Origin of the sequence: Mesorhizobium sp. B1-1-8 (assembly GCF_006442795.2) — a bacterium.
Taxonomy (GTDB): domain Bacteria; phylum Pseudomonadota; class Alphaproteobacteria; order Rhizobiales; family Rhizobiaceae; genus Mesorhizobium.
The window spans coordinates 2,637,674-2,655,005 of the sequence record NZ_CP083956.1 but is presented as its reverse complement, the minus strand read 5'-3'; the positions used below and the strand labels follow the sequence as shown (position 1 = coordinate 2,655,005).

Genomic DNA, 17,332 nt, shown 5'->3' with positions numbered 1-17,332 from the left:
GCCTATGGGGCTGTCCCCGTCAAATTAAAAACTGTCTCTCAACCACTGACTCATGCGATGCAGTTTTCCGCCCGTTCCGGTCATCCTGAAACCGGAAAGTCCTTTCGCCGAATGGCTCTCGAAGCTCGCCATCTGCGGATAGATCAGCAGCCCGACCAGGGTCGAGAACGCCGGTCCCTTGGCCGCTTCCGGCAGGCCCGCCACGCCGAGCGGCCGGCCGATGCGCACATTGCGTCCGAGGATGCGGCGCGCCGCTTCCGGCAGGCCTGACAGTTGGCTGGCGCCACCGGTGAGCACGACACGCTTGCCGACGGCATTGCCGTAGCCGGATTTGTTGAGTCGGTCGCGCAGCAGTTCCAGCGTCTCGTCGATGCGGGCGCGGATGATGCGCGTCATCACCGAGCGCGGGATCTGCAGCGGCATCTCGCCTTCCTCGCCGATCGGCTGGATCGAAACCAGGTCACGATCATCGGCGCTGCCGGGCAGCGCCGAACCGTGCATGACCTTCAGCCGCTCGGCGGCGTCGAGCGAGGTCGACAGCCCCTTGGCCATGTCGAGCGTCACGTGGTTGCCGCCGATCGCGATGGCGTCGCCATGCACGAACTTGCCTTCCGAGAACACCGAGATCGTTGTGGTGCCGCCACCCATGTCGATGCAGGCCGCGCCCATTTCGAGCTCGTCGTCGACCAGTGCTGCCAGCCCGCTGGCGTAGGGCGTCGCCACCAGGCGCTCGACGGATAGATGCGAGCGGTTGATGCAGAGCTCCAGATTGCGCATCGGCGCCGCATCGCCCGTCAGCACGTGCATGTCGACGCCCAGCGCATCGCCGACCATGCCGCGCGGATCGCGCACGCCGCGTTCGGCATCGAGCGAGAAGCCGACGGGAAGCGAATGGACCACCTCCCGCTCGGACCGCAATGCCTGCTTGGCGCCGGCGGCGAGCACACGCTTGATGTCGGCTTCCTCGACCTGGTGGCCGCCGAGATTGATGGTTGCCGAGAAGGCCTCGCTCTTCAGCCGGCCGGCCGTCATGTTGACGATGAGGGAATCGACGGTCAGTCCGGCCATGCGCTCGGCCGCATCGACGGCAAGGCGGATCGCATGCTCTGCGCGGTCGAGATCGACCACGACTCCCGACTTCACGCCCTGCGATTTCTGATGGCCGATGCCGATCACCTGGATGCGATGCGAGCGCCCGCGCAGAAGCTTGCCATCCTCGCGCGGCCGCAGCTTCGCCACCACGCAGCAAACCTTGCTCGAGCCCACATCCAGCACGGTGAGCGTGCCGGACCGGCGCGAAGAAGCATCACCGCTGCCGCCAAGCCAGCTCATATCTTCGTCTCCGGCTTGCGCTTGGCCAGGCTCTTCGGCTTTTCGCTGAGCGCGGCCTCGCGCTGCGTTGCTGCTTCCGGCGTCAGCTCGACGACCAGCCGGTCGGACAGGCGCATGTCGACCGCGGCGATATCGCGCGTCAGCAGACCGTCGTCATGATCGAGCTTGACGAGATCGGCGATCGCCTGGTCCTCGCCGTCTTCCGGCAATTTGACCGTGATGCCGTTCTCCAGCTTCAGGTCCCAGCGGCGTTCACCGATGCGGATATAGCCTTTGACCCGCGCGGCGAGCTCGGGATAGCGCTTGATCTTGTCCATGAACTCCGGCGCCTTGGCCGGCGCGCCGGTGCCGATGATCAACGGCAGCAGCGCCTGCTTGCCGCCGGAGAAAGGTGCGATCACGGCGCCGGACCGCTCGATGACCGAAAGCGAACTGCCCTGCTGCCAGAGCGCGAAGGGCTCGCGCTCCTGGATGTGCACTTCCAGCGTGTGCGGATAGATCTTGCGCACCGCCGCCACCTCGACCCAGGGCAGCGTTGCGATGCGTTCGCGAGCGGCCTCGGCGTCAAAGCCGATCAACGACGTCCAGCCGTCAAGGCCGAGCTGGTCCAGTATGTCGATCTCGGAGGTCTGGCGGTTGCCGACGACCTTGATCTGATCGACGGCAAAGCCGGTGCGGGCCGTCACCCCCTGCACGATGCTGTCGGCGTAGCCGCCGAGAATGGCGCCATAGGCGCCGCTCGAGGCCAGCAGCACGGCGGAGAGGATCGCAGCGGAGAAACGCGGCGCCTCATATTCACCGCCGCACAGGCGCGCCAACTGGCGCACCGGCCGGCGAAGCTGGCGCGGCAGCACGAAATGGTCGAACGACAGCGGGATGCCGAACAGCGCGAAACCAGCCGCGCCGCTGCCTCTATCCTGTCCCCACCTCAACGCAGACACGAAGCGTCCTCCACCATCCAACTCAACAAATCGCCGAACGAGTGTCCCGCTTGCGCGGCGATTTCCGGCACCAGAGACGTCGGCGTCATGCCCGGCTGGGTGTTGATCTCGAGCCAGACAACCTCGCCGTTTTCAGAGTGACGGTCGTCGTAACGGAAGTCCGACCGGGAGACGCCCCGGCAACCGATGGCAAGATGAGCCTTAAGGGCCAGTGTCTGTATTTTTTGGTAAATATTCGGTGAAATTTTTGCAGGGATTTCGTGTTTTGAGCCGCCGGGCACGTATTTTGAATCGTAGTCGTAGAAGGAATGGCCGGTCGGGATGATCTCGCAGACGCCGAGCGCCACGTCGCCCATCACCGCGCAGGTCAATTCCCGCCCATGGATGTAGCGCTCGACCATGACGATCTCGCCATATCGCCACTCGGACGAACCTATCACCTGCGGCGGATGCGACTGCCCCTCATGCACGATCACGACGCCGAAGCTCGAGCCTTCGTTGACCGGCTTCACCACATAAGGCGGCTTCATCGGATGCTTGTTCTGAACAGCGAAGCGGTTGATCACCTTGGATTCCGCGACCGGAATGCCGGCCGCCTTGGCGATCTTCTTGGACTGCTCCTTGTTCATGGCCAGCGCCGAGGCGAGCACACCCGAGTGGGTGTAGGGAATTCCGAGATATTCGAGAATTCCCTGGATGGTGCCGTCCTCGCCGAACGGACCATGCAGTGCATTGAAGACGACGTCGGGCTTGAGTTCGGCAAGCACAGCCCCGACATCGCGCGAAACATCGACGCGGGTGACCGGATAGCCTTCATTCTCGAGCGCATCCGCACATGCCTTTCCCGAGGACAGAGACACGGGCCGTTCCGAGGAGAAACCACCCAGGAGGACGGCCACATGCTTCTTGTTCATTTCCCGTCATCCCCTCTCACGCCGGGCCCGCAACCGAGATTTCCACACCAGCATCGCCATACATTGAGTCCGAGTCTTCCGGCAGGTTGCCCCCCAGACGGAAAACGCGGCTTCACGCGTCGAACGACTCAAATCAGGAAACGCTTCAGGGCAGAGAATCAGAGAGTTGATTCGCTGGCAAGTGCCTATGATTCCGAGAGATTCACTTTCCGCGAAAACGGCAGAAAAAAGCGTGTTGTTGAGTCTTTGCGGCAACGCTCAGCGGCATTCCAACCGTCCAGGTTCAAGCATCACTTGAACCTGGATATACCGCCGGGATGTGTTGGGATTCAGGTCCGGCCGGCATCACCTGAATATCGCACATCTCAGAGCAGTTGTCCGAGGAACTCCTGCACGGCGTGGCCCGGCCGGAAGTTGCCGAGCCGCTTGATCTCCCAGTGCAGTCGGATTCCCGAATTCTCGAGCACCCGCGCGCGCACCGTCTCGCCCAAATATTCGAGGTCGTAGCCGGTCGCGGTGCCGGTGTTGATCATGAAGTTGCAATGCATCGGCGACATCTGCGCGCCGCCGATCATCAGCCCGCGGCAGCCGGCCTTGTCGATCTCCTTCCAGGCCGAGGTGCCTTCCGGATTCTTGAACGTCGAGCCGCCGGTCTTCTCGCGGATCGGCTGCACCGTCTCGCGGTGGTTCTGCACGGCATCCATCGCCGCCTTGATCGCCGCCTTGTCTTCCGGCACGCCTTCGAAAACGGCCGAGGTAAAGATCAGTCCGGCGGGTGCCGAGGAATGGCGATAGCCATAGCCCATGTCGGCGTTGCTCAGTGTGTAGGGATTGCCCTTGCGATCGAGCGCCCGCACCTCGACCACGCGCTCGCGCGTCTCGACGCCGTTGGCGCCGGCATTCATCCTGAGCGCTCCGCCGACGGCGCCCGGGATGCCATGATAGAAATGGAAGCCGCCGATGCCGGCTTCATAGGCTACAGCAGCCAAGCGCTTGTCCGGGGTCGCGGCGCCCGCCCTGATCGTGCTCGGCCCGATCACCTCGGCCTCGCCAAAACCCTTGGCCGAAAGCCTGATGACGAAGCCGGGAATGCCGCCGTCGCGCACCAGCAGGTTCGAGCCGACACCAACCACCATCACCGGGATCTCTTCCGGCACCGCGCGCAGGAATGCCGCGAGATCCTCCCCGTCGGCCGGCTGGAACAGCGCCTCGGCCAGGCCGCCGGCGCGGAACCAGGTGATCTTGTCCATCTCGGCATTGGGCGTGATGCGGCCGCGCAGGCCGGCAAGCCGGTCGCCAAGCTTGTCGATCAGGGCCTGGCCGCGTGTCATGAGCCGGTCCCGCCGAGTTCCTTGGGCAACGCATAGGCCCATAGCGTGATATTGCCGGCCCCGAGGAAAACGACGAAGTCGCCGGGCTTGGCCAAGTCGCGGATGATCGGCGCGATCGCAGCCGGACCCTCGACAAAGCGCGCGTCGCGGTGACCGCCGGAGCGGATGCGCGACACCAGCGCATCCGACGTCACGCCTTCGATCGGCTCTTCACCGGCCGCATAGACGGGCGCCACCATCACCGTGTCGGCATCGTTGAAGCAGACGGAAAACTCCTCGAACAGGTCATGCAGCCGGGTGAAGCGGTGCGGCTGCGCGATGGCGATGACGCGGCCCTTGGTGGCGCTGCGCGCGGCCTTCAGCACCGCCGCGATCTCGACCGGGTGATGGCCGTAATCGTCGAACACATCGACGCCGTTCCACGAACCGGTATGGGTGAAGCGCCGCTTGACGCCGGCGAAGGACGACAGGCCCTTCTTGATCGCCTCCGCCGACAGGCCGAGCTCATGCGCAACCGCGATCGCGGCAGTGGCGTTGGAGACATTGTGCCGACCCGGCATCGGCAGCCGCAGATCCTTGATCACCGTCGTGCCGCGTCCCTTGCGGTCGCGGATCACCACGTCGAACTCCGACGCGGCGCCGGCTGTGCGATGATTGGTGAAGCGCACGTCGGCCTGCGCGTTCTCGCCATAGGTGATGACGCGTCGGTCCTCGATGCGGCCGACCAGCGCCTGCACCTCCGGATGGTCGGTGCACATCACGCCGAAGCCGTAGAACGGCACGTTTTCGACGAACTGGCGGAACGCCTCGCGCACCTTGTCGAAACTGCCATAGTGGTCGAGATGCTCAGGGTCGATGTTGGTGACGACGGCGATCTCGGCCGGCAGCTTCAGGAACGTGCCGTCACTCTCATCGGCCTCGACGACCATCCATTCGCCGTCGCCCATGCGGGCATTGGTGCCATAGGCATTGATGATGCCGCCATTGATGACGGTCGGATCGAGCCCGCCGGCATCGAGCAATGTCGCCACCATCGAGGTGGTCGTCGTCTTGCCGTGCGTGCCGCCGATGGCAACGGCCTGGCGAAAACGCATTAGTTCGGCGAGCATCTCGGCGCGGCGGACGACCGGCAGCAGCTTCTCCCGCGCGGCCTTGAGTTCCGGATTGGATTTCTTGATCGCCGTCGACACCACCACGACTTCGGCATCGCCGAGATTTTCCGCCTTGTGGCCGACGAAGCACTCGATGCCCTTGTCGCGCAGCCGCTGCACATTGCCGCCGTCGGCCTGGTCTGAGCCTTGCACTTTGTAGCCGAGATTGTGCAGCACCTCGGCGATGCCGCTCATGCCGATGCCGCCGATGCCGATGAAATGCACGAGGCCGATCGTCTGCGGCATCTTCATGCGCGCGTCCTCCTGTAGTCCGAAACGGTTTTGCCGGACGCAATAGCCTCTGTCAGATCGGCGAGCAACCGCGCCGCGTCGGGTTTTCCGGCCAAGCGGGCAGCGGCAGCCATGGTGGCCAGCCGGCCCGGATCCTGCATCAGGGCGCCGACCAGACCGGCAATGTGCTCGGCCGACAGCGTCGACTGCGGATGAACTTCGGCCCCGCCGGCAGCAGCCAGAGCCGCAGCATTCGCCGCCTGGTCATGGTCGAGCGCATGCGGATAAGGCACCAGCAGTGCCGGGCGGCCGATGACGGCGATTTCGGACACGGTCGAGGCGCCGGAGCGCGACATCACCAGATGTGCCGCTGCCATCCGCGCCGCCATGTCGGTAAAGAACGGCGAGACCTGGACGTCAACGCCGAGGCTGGCATAGGCGGCCTTCACCCGCGCGACATCCTCGGCACGCGCTTGCTGGGTGATCACCAGCCGCTTGCGCAGGTCCTCCGGCAACAGCCCGATTGCCGCCGGCACGGCATCGGAAAAGAACTGCGCACCCTGGCTGCCGCCGAACACCAGAAAGCGGAACGGCTCATTGTCGCCGGACGCCGCATAAAGCGTCTTGGCCGCCTCCAATACCTGCGGCCTGACCGGATTGCCGGTGGTCACCGTCTTGGCGCCGGCGGCATTTTCAACTTCCGGCAGGAAGCCGCCGGCGATCGCGTCGACGCGGCTGGCCAACGCCCTGTTGGCACGGCCCATGACGGCGTTCTGCTCATGAATGAGCGTCGGCACCTTGCGCCGGGTCGCGGCGTAGAGCGGCGGCAGCGTCGGATAGCCACCGAAGCCGACGACCGCCTCCGGTTTGATCTTGGCAATTACCCGCCCGGCTTCACGCACGCCCAGCCAGATCTTCCAGAATGCCGAGAGCACGGCAACTGGGTTCCTCGAGCCCAGCGTCGCCGAGGCGATCGGATGGACGTCTGCAGCCGGGAAATGGCGGGAATAGCGCTCGGCGCGATGGTCGGTGGCCAGATGCACCTTCCAGCCGCGTTCGGCGAGTTCATGCGCCAGCGCTTCGGCCGGGAACAGATGCCCGCCCGTTCCGCCGGCCGCCAGGAGGATGTTACCCTTCGGCATCCGGTCTCATTCCGCCGGCATTGCGCGCTGCGACAAGGCAAAGCCCATCTGCTTGCGCTTTTCCGGACGCTTGCGGGTCAGCGCCAGCACCATGCCCATCGAGACGGCAATCGCAATCTGCGAGGAGCCGCCATACGAGATGAACGGCAGCGTCATACCCTTGGCCGGCATCAGCTGCAGGTTGACGCACATGTTGATGGCCGACTGCAGGCCGAAAACGGTGACGAGGCCGCCGACGGCGTAGCGAGTGAAATCATCGTGCTCCTTGAGCGCGGTGTTGAGGCCGCGCAGCACGATGAAGGCGAAAATCGACATGATGAAGAAGCACATGATCAGCCCGAATTCCTCGCCCGCGACCGAGAAGACGAAGTCGGCGTGGCTGTCGGGGATGACCCGCTTCACCGTGCCCTCGCCCGGCCCGACCCCGAACCAGCCGCCGTTGATCAGCGCCTCGCGGCCCATATCGACCTGGAAGGTGTCGCCCTCGCCGGTGAGGAATTTGTCGATGCGCAAGGCAACGTGCGGAAAGACGGTATAGGCGGCGAACACGCCGCCGACGCCGGCCGCACCCAGTGCGACGATCCAGAACCAGGGCAATCCGGCCATGAAGAACATCACACCCCAGGTGCCCAGCACCAGCATCGTCTGGCCGAGATCGGGCTGCGCCACCAAAAGCGAGATCACCAGGGCAAGCAGCAGCATGGCAAACAGATTGCCGGGGATATCGGGCTGGCGCCGGTGTTCGGCAAACAGCCATGCACAGATGATGACGAAGGCCGGCTTCAGGAATTCGGACGGCTGGATGGACAGCCCGGCAAGCGACACCCAGCGCCGCGCGCCCTTGACCTCGACGCCGATGTAGAGCACCGCCACCATCAGCACCAGCATGATGCAGAGCATGACCAGCGACATGCGCCTGATCTGCCGCGCTTCGAGGAAGGAGACGGCGAGCATAACGCCTAGCGCCGGGATGGTGAAGATGATCTGTCTGGTGGCGAAGTGGAAGCTGTCGAGACCGATGCGCTCGGCCACCGCCGGGCTCGCGGCGAAGGACAGGACGATACCCAGCCCCATCAGCGACAAGAATGCCGCCAGAAACCAGCGATCGATCGTCCACCACCAGGTTGCGACCGGACTTTTGTCGAGACGGCTTTGCATCAACGTGGCCCTCCGATGGGTTTCACCCCATCAATAGCAGTCGCAGCTTGCCTGAAGGCTTCGCCGCGAACCTCGAAATTCTTGAACTGGTCGAAACTGGCGCAGGCCGGCGAAAGCAGCACCACGGCCTCGCCGCCGGTGTCGTTTGCCGCGTCGTTGGCGGCATGCTCGACCGCCGCCGCCAGCGTTCCGGAAATTTCGTAAGGCACCGCCTCGCCGAGCGTGGCGGAGAAAGCAGGCGCCGCCTCGCCGATCAGGTAGGCCTTGGCGATGCGCGGGAAGAAACCGCGCAGCGGCTCGATGCCGCCTTCCTTGGGCAGACCGCCGGCGATCCAGTAGATGCGGTTGAAACTCGACAGCGCGGGGGCGGCCGCATCGGCATTGGTCGCCTTGGAATCGTTGACGAACAGAACGTTGTCCTTGCGGCCGACCTGCTCCATGCGATGCGCAAGCCCCGGAAAGCTTTCCAGCCCAGCCTGGATTTCGCCGAGCTCCAGCCCGACTTTCAGGCAGGCGGCAACGGCAGCCAGCGCATTCTGTGCATTGTGCTGGCCGCGCAGCGAGCCGATGCCCTCGAGAAACGCGACGCGGCTGTAGCGGCCGTGCACCGCTTCCATCAGATTGGTGCCGTCGGCGAAATAGCCGTCTGTCAAAGGCAGGCGCTTGGAGATGCGGATGACGGTCTTGCCCGCCCGCTCCAGCCGGTCGGCGATCTGGGCGCACCAGGAATCGTCGACGCCGATGATAGCGGTGTCGCTGCCGGCAACCAGCCTTTCCTTGATCGAGGCGTAGTGCGCCATCGTGCCATGGCGGTCGAGATGGTCGGGCGTCAGATTGAGCAGGATGCCGGCGGTCGGATTGATGGAGGGCGCGAGGTCGATCTGGTAAGACGAGCACTCGACCACATAGTGCCGGTCAGGCTCAAGCGGATCGAGCGTCATGATGGCGCGGCCGATGTTGCCGCCCATCTGCGTGTCGCGCCCGGCCGATTTCAGGACATGCGCCGTCAGCGCCGTCGTCGTCGACTTGCCGTTGGTGCCGGTGATGGCGATAAAGGGCACGGCCGGCGCGCGCTGGATCCGTTCGCGACAGAACAGCTCGATGTCGCCGATCACCTCGACGCCGGAAGCCCGCGCCAACTCCACCGTCCAATGCGGCTTCGGATGCGTCAGCGGCACGCCGGGCGACAGCACGAAGGCCGCGAAGCGCGACCAGTCGGCGCCGCGCAAATCGCCGGTCGCGATACCTGCCGCAGCTGCCTTGGCGACGCTGTCTGGATTGTCGTCCCAGGCGAGGATCTCGGCGCCGCCCGCAAGCAGCGCATGCGCGGTGGCGATCCCCGAGCCGCCGAGCCCGAAGAGCGAAACGCGTTTGCCTGCAAAGGAAGCGGCGGGGATCAATCGGTTGTCCTATCTGAGCTTGAGGGTCGAGAGGCCGACGAGCGCCAGGATCACGGCGATGATCCAGAAGCGGATCACCACCTGGCTCTCGGTCCAGCCGAGCTTTTCGAAATGGTGATGGATCGGCGCCATCAGGAAGACGCGCTTGCCGGTCATCTTGAAGTAGCCGACCTGGATGATGACCGACAGGATTTCGACCACGAACAGCCCGCCGACGATGACCAGCACGATCTCGTGCTTGGTGGCGACTGCGATGGTGCCGATCAGTCCGCCCATCGCCAGCGAGCCGGTGTCGCCCATGAAGATCGCCGCCGGCGGCGCGTTGAACCAGAGAAAGCCGAGGCCGGCGCCGATCACCGCGCCGAGCACGACCGCCAGCTCGCCGGTGCCGGGAACGAAATGGATCTGCAGATATTCGGCGAAGATCGCGTTGCCCGACAGATAGGCGATGACGCCGAAGGACGCCGCGGCGATCATGATCGGCACGATCGCCAGGCCGTCGAGGCCGTCGGTCAGGTTCACCGCATTGCCCGCGCCGACAATGACGAAGCAGGAGAACGGCACGAAGAACCAGCCGAGATTGATCAGGAACTCCTTGGCGAAAGGGAACGTCAGCGACGACGAGAACGGCGCCTGGCCGTTATGCATGATCACCCAGGCGGCGATGCCGGCGATGACGAATTCGATCGCCAGCCTGGCCTTGCCGGAAAAGCCGAGATGCGACTGCTTGGTGACTTTCAGATAGTCGTCGTAAAAGCCGATCGAGCCGAAGCCGACGGTGACCAGCAGCACCACCCAGACATAAATGCTGGAAAGGTTCGCCCACAGGATCGAGGAGCCGATGATGCCGGACAGGATCATCAATCCGCCCATGGTCGGCGTTCCGGCCTTCTTGAAGTGCGTCTGCGGCCCGTCGGCGCGGATGGGCTGGCCCTTGCCTTGCCGCAGCCGCAGCGAATTGATGATCGTCGGCCCGAAGATGAAGACGATCAGCGCCGAGGTGATCAGCGCCCCGCCGGTGCGGAAGGTGATGTAGCGGAAGACGTTGAAGACCGAGATCTTGTCCGCGAAATCGACGAGTAGAGTGAACATGCGCTTCCGTCCCCCGGAGCCGACTTCAGGTCGGTTCGATGGTTGTGGCTTCCGCCGGAAATTTGCCGAGCAATGCGTCGACCAGTTTCGAAAACCCGATGCCTTTCGACGACTTGACCATGACCACGTCGCCGGGCCTGAGCGCCGAAAGCAGGACCGGCTTCAAATCCTCCGTCCCGGCGCGATACTCCGTCTCGATATCGGAAGGCAGAATTTCGGCAAGCGCCCGCATCTCGGGACCGCCGAGAAACACGGTGCGCGTCCCGCTGCCGATGATGAGTTCGGCGAGGGCGGCATGGAGCTTCGCCGAATGGCCTCCGAGTTCGAGCATATCGCCGAGCACGGCAATGCGCCTGCCCTCGCCCGATACAGGCGTGGCGTTGAGCAGCGCCATGGCCGCGGCCATCGAGGCCGGGTTGGCATTGAAGCTTTCGTCGATCAGTGTGATCCGCCCTTCGGGATGGCGCAATATGTGGCGCCTGCCGCGGCCACGCTCGGCGGAGAGATGGGCGAGAGCCGCCGCTGCTTTTTCGAGATCGGCGCCGACCAGTTGCGCCGCCCCCAGCACGGCCAGCACGTTCTGCACGATGTGGCGGCCGGGCGCGCCGACACGGGCTGTCACGTCCTGCTTGCCGATCCTGGCGGTGATGTCGGAATGGTCGGCGTGGAGCTCACAATTGGTGAGCCTGAAAGTCGAGCGGGCATTCTCGCCGAAGCCCAAAACATGCTCGACGCCGGCCTCTTTCGCCGATTTGGCAAGCAGCTTCCAGCGCGGATCGTCGCGATTGAGCACCGCGACACCGCCTGGCTCCAGCCCCTCGAAAATCTCGGCCTTGGCCTTGGCGATCTCGTCGAGGCTCTTGAAGAAACCGAGATGGGCGGCGGCGATCAGCGTCACGATGGCGACATGCGGCCTGACCATCTTGGCCAGCGGCCTGATCTCGCCTGGATGGTTCATGCCGATCTCGAAGACCGCATAGTCGCAGTCCTGCGGCATGCGCGCAAGGGTCACGGGCACGCCCCAGTGGTTGTTGAACGACAGCGCCGAGGCATGCACCTTGCCGACCGCCGACAGCACATGGCGAAGCGCTTCCTTGGTGGTCGTCTTGCCGACCGATCCGGTCACCGCAAGGATCCTGGCCTTCGAACGGGCGCGCGCCGCTACGCCAAGCTTCTCAAGCGCCGCAAGCACATCCTGCACGACGATCATCGGCGCTGTCAGCCGGCCGAGCGACGGCAGCTTGCCTTCCGCGACCACAAGCACGGCAGCACCCGCTTTTACCGCCGCGGTCGCGAAATCGTGGCCGTCCATCGTTTCGCCCTTGATGGCGAAGAAGGCGTCCCCCGGCTCGAGGCTGCGGCTGTCGATCGAGATGCCGCTGATGCCTTCCGGCAGCGAGCCGATCGGCCTGCCCTCCATGGCATCGACCAGCGCCTCGGGGGTCCAGAGCAGGTTCATGCGGCGCGCTCCTGGAGCGCCTCGCGCACTTCCTCATGGTCGGAGAAGTGGAAGGTTTCGGTGCCGATGGTCTGGCCTTCCTCGTGCCCCTTGCCGGCAACGATCAGCGTATCGCCGGCATGCAGCATCGCCACCGCCTCGTGGATCGCCCTGCGGCGGTCGCCGATCTCGATGGCGCCGGGCGCCGCGGCTAGGATCGCGGCTCGGATGGTTTCGGGAACTTCGGTGCGCGGATTGTCGTCGGTGACGATGACGACATCGGCCAGCCGCGTCGCGATCCCGCCCATGATCGGCCTTTTTCCCCGATCGCGATCGCCACCGCAGCCGAACACCACCACGACACGCCCCGTGGTGAACGGACGGACCGCAGCCAGCACATTTTCCAGCGCGTCGGGCTTGTGGGCATAATCGACATAGACCGGAGCGCCCGCCGCTGTCGTGCCGACAAGATCGAGCCGGCCCGGTGCGCCCTTCAGTTTTTCCAACGCCGCCAAGGCTTTACCGACCGACGTTCCAGTCGAAATGGCAAGGCCGGCCGACACCAGAGCATTGGCGATCTGGAAATCGCCGGCCAACGGCAGGTCGATCTCGTAGAGCACGCCGTCGGCCTCCACCTCGGCGCGCTGGCGCCGCCGCTCATGCTCGACCCGCTTCAGCGTCAGGAAATTGCCGTGGCGCCCGACCGTCAGCACGTGTAGCCCCGCCGCTCGCGCTGCCTTGATCGTGGGCTCCGACCACGGGTCGTCGGCGAAGATGACGGCCGGCGCGCCTTTCGGCAGCAGCGTGTCGAACAGGCGCAGCTTGGCGCGATGATAGTCCTCGACCGTCGGATGATAATCCATATGGTCGCGGCCGAGATTGGTGAAGCCGCCGGCGGCGAGCTTGACGCCGTCGAGCCGGCGCTGGTCGAGGCCGTGGCTGGAGGCTTCCATCGAGGCGTGGGTGACGCCGGCCTCCGCCAATTCCTTGAGCAGTTTATGGAGCCCCACCGGATCCGGCGTGGTGAGCGAACCATATTCGTTGCGGCCGGGCGCCACCACGCCGGTGGTGCCGATCGAGGCGGCGGAAAATCCTGCCTGCTCCCAGATCTGCCGGGTGAAGGCTGCGACCGATGTCTTGCCGCTGGTGCCGGTGACGGCGACCATCGTTTCCGGCTGCCTGCCGAAGAAGCGCGCCGCGCTCAGCGCCAGTGCCAGGCGCGGATCGTCGACATGGATGACCGGGATAGACAGGCCGGAAATGGCGTTGCTCTTGCCCGCGACTATTGCTGCCGCGCCGCGGCTGGCGGCATCGGCGGCGTAGCTGGCGCCATCCGCCTTGCTGCCGGCGAGCGCGAAAAAGACGACGCCCGGTTTCACCTGGCGGGAATCGGAGGAGAGGCCGGTCACCTCCAGATCGGGGCAAGCAGTTCCCTCGACAGGCAGGATACCGGCTAGATCTTTCAGATGCATCGAACCCCGTTCACCGCAACAAAATAGCGCGCAGTTACCGGCGCGCCCCAAGAATCACTGATAGGAAACCAGCGTTGCACCATTTTCATGGCTGAAATCTGGCTTCACGCCAAGCATGGCCGCGGAACGTCTGATGATATTGCCGGCCATAACCCCCGCATTGTTGGCCGCGACGTCTGTCATCCCGGGCTTTTCCGGATGCGGGGCGTCGGCAATCGTGAACACGAGGTATTGCGGATCGTCCATCGGGAAGGCGGCGACGAAGGTATTGAAATTCAAGTCCTTAGAGTAGCGGCCGTTGATGACTTTCTCGGCCGTTCCGGTCTTGCCGCCAACCCGGTAGCCGGGGACTCTGGCGTTCCTGGCAGAGCCCTTCTCGGCGTTGAGCGTATAAAGGTAGCGCATGCCTTCGACCGTTTTTTCGCTGACCACTTTCTTGGCCACCGCCATTGCATCCTCCTGGCTGCGGACCAGGAATGTCGGCTCGATCAGATAACCGCCATTCATCAGCGCCGCGCAACCGACGGCCGCTTGCAGCGGTGTCGTCGACACACCATGGCCGAAGGCGATGGTGAACGAATTGACCTGTTTCCAGACCTTCGGTTCGGTCGGGCGGGCGACCTCCGGCAGTTCGGTTTGCATCTTGTCCAAAATTCCAAGGCGATGCAGGAATTCGCGGTGACCCTCGATGCCGACCAGCTCGGCCTCCCTGGCCGACCCGATGTTGGACGAATAGAGGAACACCTCCGGTAACGACAGCACGCGACCCTTGCCGTGGAAATCGTGAATGGCCTGATGGCCAACCCGGATTGGATGCGAAGCGTCGAATCGGCTCGCCATGGTCGCTTTGCCGGAATCGAGCGCCATGGCCGAGGTGAAGCTCTTGAAGGTCGAGCCCATCTCGTAAAGGCCTGCCGACATACGGTTCAGCCGGTCCTTTTCCTGTGCATTATAGGGATTGTTCGGATCGAAATCCGGCACCGAGGCCATGGCGATCACTTCGCCGGTCTTGACGTTTAGCACAACGGCTCCGGCGCCTATGGCGCGATAGCGCTCCAGGCCGGCGGCAATCTCGTCGCGCACCACATGCTGGACGCGCAGGTCGATCGAGAGCTTGACCGGCCTGAGATCCCTGGCCACCGCCAGGCCCGACGCCTGCAAATCGCTCAACCCCTGCTCGTCGATATACTTCTCCATGCCGGAGATGCCCTGGTTGTCGATGTTGGTCAGCCCGACAATGTAGGAGGAGGTCTCGCCGCTCGGATAGAAGCGGCGCTTTTCGGTGCGGAAGCCGAGGCCAGGAATGCCCAGCGCCAGGATGTCAGCCTGCTGCTTCGGCGTCAGTTGGCGCTGCAGCCAGACAAAACCGGCGCCGCTCTTCAGCTTGCGATAGGTCTGCTCGTAATCGATCTCGGGAAGCACGGTCGAAAGCTTCTCGATCGCCTCATCGGCATCGATGATGCGGCGCGGTTCGGCAAACAGCGACGCCGTCTTGATATCGGTCGCCAGCACCTCACCGTTGCGATCGACAATATCCGGCCGCGAAGCAGTCACCCGGCTCTGGGGGCCGTCCGACAGGTCAGGGTTCTGCATACCGAGATAGATCAGCCTGCCGGCAATCGTCGAATAGATGCTGAAGAACACCGCCATCGTCATGATGATGCGGGTTCTGGCCTTGCCGCCGGTCGCCTTGCGGGCGGCGTCGACGACGATCGAGCCGTCCCCGGCGGGTTTCTTCCGGCGGTTCAGCAGGTCACCGATCTTTGGAAATCTGCTGATCACTGCACGGTGCTCCCGGTGACGACAGGATCCTTGCCGTTCGGCGGCCCTTTGCCGGAATTGTCAGCCATGCCGCCAAGCCGCTGCGACGACAGGTCCTGGATGTTGACCGGCTTCAGCGGCACATCGTCGAGGCCGACGATCTGGCGGGCATTGACCGGCTCGAGCCCAAGCTGCGACTTGTAGATGTCGGCGAGCTTCTGCAGCCGCGATGGCTGGGTGAGCAGGCTCCAGTCCGCCTTCAGGAGATCGATCGTATCCTCCTCGTAGCGGATCTGCGCCTGGATCTTCTGCACCGCCGCCAGCTGTTCCTCGGCCTCGCGTTTGGTTTTGTAGGTCAATGCCGCCGCCGAGACCATGACGGCGATCAGGACTATGTCGCTGGTACGGAACACGTGCTTACCTCTCCCCCGGCCGCTCGATGGCGGGAAGCTTTGGAAGACCGAAAATCGAAAAGTCGTCGGCGCGCGCCGGCGCCTCGGTGCGGATTGCCGCGCGCAGCCTGGCCGAGCGCGCCCGCGGATTGGCTGCGATCTCATCCTCGCCGGGGGTAACCCCGCCGCCAGCGGATTTGCGGAATGTCGCCAGCCGTGAAGGCGCGTCGGGCATATGCCGCGAGCCAGATGCCGCGTCGGCGCGGTCGGCGATGAAGCGCTTGACGATGCGGTCCTCCAGCGAATGAAACGTCACCACGGCCAGCCGTCCGCCGGGCTTCAGCACCCGCTCGGCGGCAAACAGCGCGCTCGCCAGTTCGCCAAGCTCGTCATTGACGAAGATGCGCAGCGCCTGGAAGACGCGGGTGGCGGGGTGGATCTTGTCCTTCGGCGCGCGGCCGATATGGGTGGCGATGGCGTCGGCGAGATCGAGCGTGCGCTCGAAAGGCCGCTTCTCGCGCCGGCCCTCGATCATGCGGGCGATGCGGCCGGCGTGCCGCTCCTCGCCGAGGAAGCCGAAGATGCGGGCAAGGTCGCCCGTCTTGAAAGTGTTGACGACGTCGGCAGCGCTCAGGCCGGCCTGCGCCATGCGCATGTCGAGCGGCCCGTCAGTGCGAAAGGAAAAGCCGCGCTCGGCCTGGTCGAGCTGCATGGAGGAAACGCCGATATCGAGCACGACGCCATCGGCGGTTTCGACATGCTCGTCCAGCGTCGAGAATGGCGCCTGCACGAGCTTCAGCCTGCCGCCGGACCGCTGCTCGAGCGCGCGGCCCGCGGCAATCGCATCCGGATCGCGGTCGATAGCCACCACCGAGGCGCCGCGCTCCAGGATGGCGCTGGTGTAGCCGCCGGCACCAAAGGTCCCATCGATGATGATCTCGCCCGCTTTCGGCGCAAGCGCCTCCAGCACTTCGGCAAGGAGGACCGGAATGTGGCGGGCCAGTCCGCCAACGGCGTGAGGATCATCGCCGTGGCCAGCCATCATTCCGGTCGCTCCCCGGGCTTCGTCCCCTGCCGAAGCTGCAAAAGCCTGGCCCGCGCCTGCGCCCCATAGGCGGCAAGCCGTCCAGGCTCCCAGATCTGGAAGAAAGTGCCGCGACCGACAAAGGCCACCTCTGCCTGGATGCCGGTGTGCTCGCGGATGAAATCGCTCATGGTGATGCGGCCGTCCTGATCGAGCTTCAGGAATGTGCCATCGCCATGGCAGAAGAACGACATGTCGTCCGCAGTCTGCAGAAAGGGATCCTCCAGCGCTATCCGCTGCTCGTAGCGGTCGAGCAGATCGAGCCCGCCGACATCCATCGCCGGAAGATCGAGGCAGCGTAGCGCGTAGAGTTCCTGGTAACCGCGTTTCTGCACGACCGAGCGGAAATGCGCCGGAACGGAAACCCGCCCCTTCGCATCGATCCTGTTCACCGCGTTTGACAGAAACCGGTCCATGACGCGTTACAGCCGCTTCCGCCGCCGCACCCCTCTCCATCTTGTCGTCCGCGCCGCCGCAGCGCGTTCCCTTGCGA

The 17,332-nt window shown here is 64.6% G+C and carries 15 protein-coding genes; all 15 read right to left on the bottom strand.

Features of this window, described 5'->3' with window-relative positions; all coding sequences use genetic code 11:
• Positions 1-24 precede the first annotated feature (24 nt).
• Positions 25-1,332, bottom strand: coding sequence for a cell division protein FtsA (ftsA, locus tag FJ974_RS12890; RefSeq protein ID WP_140530283.1), 1,308 nt, complete (start codon positions 1,330-1,332; stop codon positions 25-27).
• Positions 1,329-2,273, bottom strand: coding sequence for a cell division protein FtsQ/DivIB (locus FJ974_RS12885; RefSeq protein ID WP_140530280.1), 945 nt, complete (start codon positions 2,271-2,273; stop codon positions 1,329-1,331). The genes ftsA and FJ974_RS12885 overlap by 4 nt, the downstream gene beginning before the upstream one ends.
• Complete coding sequence (locus tag FJ974_RS12880; protein ID WP_140530277.1) at positions 2,261-3,187, bottom strand: D-alanine--D-alanine ligase; 927 nt, start codon at positions 3,185-3,187, stop codon at positions 2,261-2,263. The genes FJ974_RS12885 and FJ974_RS12880 overlap by 13 nt, the downstream gene beginning before the upstream one ends.
• A 365-nt stretch (positions 3,188-3,552) precedes the next feature.
• Positions 3,553-4,518: a UDP-N-acetylmuramate dehydrogenase gene (murB, locus tag FJ974_RS12875; RefSeq protein WP_140530274.1), complete on the bottom strand. Its 966-nt coding sequence runs from the start codon at positions 4,516-4,518 to the stop codon at positions 3,553-3,555.
• The gene (murC, locus tag FJ974_RS12870; protein ID WP_140530271.1) at positions 4,515-5,921 is read right to left on the bottom strand and encodes a UDP-N-acetylmuramate--L-alanine ligase; all 1,407 of its coding nucleotides are present in this window, start codon (positions 5,919-5,921) and stop codon (positions 4,515-4,517) included. Before murC ends, murB begins: the two co-directional genes overlap by 4 nt.
• Entirely contained in the window at positions 5,918-7,042 is a 1,125-nt protein-coding gene (gene murG / locus FJ974_RS12865; RefSeq protein WP_140530268.1) for an undecaprenyldiphospho-muramoylpentapeptide beta-N-acetylglucosaminyltransferase, read from the bottom strand. Before murG ends, murC begins: the two co-directional genes overlap by 4 nt.
• Positions 7,043-7,048: 6 nt before the next feature.
• A complete protein-coding gene (gene ftsW, locus FJ974_RS12860; RefSeq protein ID WP_140530885.1) occupies positions 7,049-8,200 on the bottom strand; it encodes a putative lipid II flippase FtsW in 1,152 nt (383 codons plus the stop codon).
• Positions 8,200-9,600 (bottom strand): UDP-N-acetylmuramoyl-L-alanine--D-glutamate ligase, encoded by a 1,401-nt coding sequence (gene murD, locus FJ974_RS12855; protein ID WP_140530265.1) that lies wholly within the window; start codon positions 9,598-9,600, stop codon positions 8,200-8,202. Before murD ends, ftsW begins: the two co-directional genes overlap by 1 nt.
• A 9-nt stretch (positions 9,601-9,609) precedes the next feature.
• Complete coding sequence (gene mraY / locus FJ974_RS12850) at positions 9,610-10,692, bottom strand: phospho-N-acetylmuramoyl-pentapeptide-transferase (protein ID WP_140530263.1); 1,083 nt, start codon at positions 10,690-10,692, stop codon at positions 9,610-9,612.
• Positions 10,693-10,717: 25 nt separating this feature from the next.
• Positions 10,718-12,151, bottom strand: coding sequence for a UDP-N-acetylmuramoylalanyl-D-glutamyl-2,6-diaminopimelate--D-alanyl-D-alanine ligase (locus FJ974_RS12845; RefSeq protein WP_140530260.1), 1,434 nt, complete (start codon positions 12,149-12,151; stop codon positions 10,718-10,720).
• Positions 12,148-13,602 carry a UDP-N-acetylmuramoyl-L-alanyl-D-glutamate--2,6-diaminopimelate ligase gene (locus FJ974_RS12840; RefSeq protein ID WP_140530257.1) on the bottom strand — a complete coding sequence of 485 codons (1,455 nt, stop codon included), beginning with the start codon at positions 13,600-13,602 and terminating at the stop codon, positions 12,148-12,150. Before FJ974_RS12840 ends, FJ974_RS12845 begins: the two co-directional genes overlap by 4 nt.
• A 54-nt stretch (positions 13,603-13,656) precedes the next feature.
• Positions 13,657-15,384: a peptidoglycan D,D-transpeptidase FtsI family protein gene (locus FJ974_RS12835; protein WP_413468342.1), complete on the bottom strand. Its 1,728-nt coding sequence runs from the start codon at positions 15,382-15,384 to the stop codon at positions 13,657-13,659.
• Positions 15,381-15,776 (bottom strand): hypothetical protein, encoded by a 396-nt coding sequence (locus FJ974_RS12830; RefSeq protein WP_140530255.1) that lies wholly within the window; start codon positions 15,774-15,776, stop codon positions 15,381-15,383. The genes FJ974_RS12835 and FJ974_RS12830 overlap by 4 nt, the downstream gene beginning before the upstream one ends.
• A 4-nt stretch (positions 15,777-15,780) precedes the next feature.
• Complete coding sequence (rsmH, locus tag FJ974_RS12825) at positions 15,781-16,800, bottom strand: 16S rRNA (cytosine(1402)-N(4))-methyltransferase RsmH (RefSeq protein ID WP_140530252.1); 1,020 nt, start codon at positions 16,798-16,800, stop codon at positions 15,781-15,783.
• Positions 16,797-17,255 carry a division/cell wall cluster transcriptional repressor MraZ gene (gene mraZ / locus FJ974_RS12820; RefSeq protein ID WP_140530250.1) on the bottom strand — a complete coding sequence of 153 codons (459 nt, stop codon included), beginning with the start codon at positions 17,253-17,255 and terminating at the stop codon, positions 16,797-16,799. The genes rsmH and mraZ overlap by 4 nt, the downstream gene beginning before the upstream one ends.
• Between the last annotated feature and the right edge of the window lie 77 nt (positions 17,256-17,332).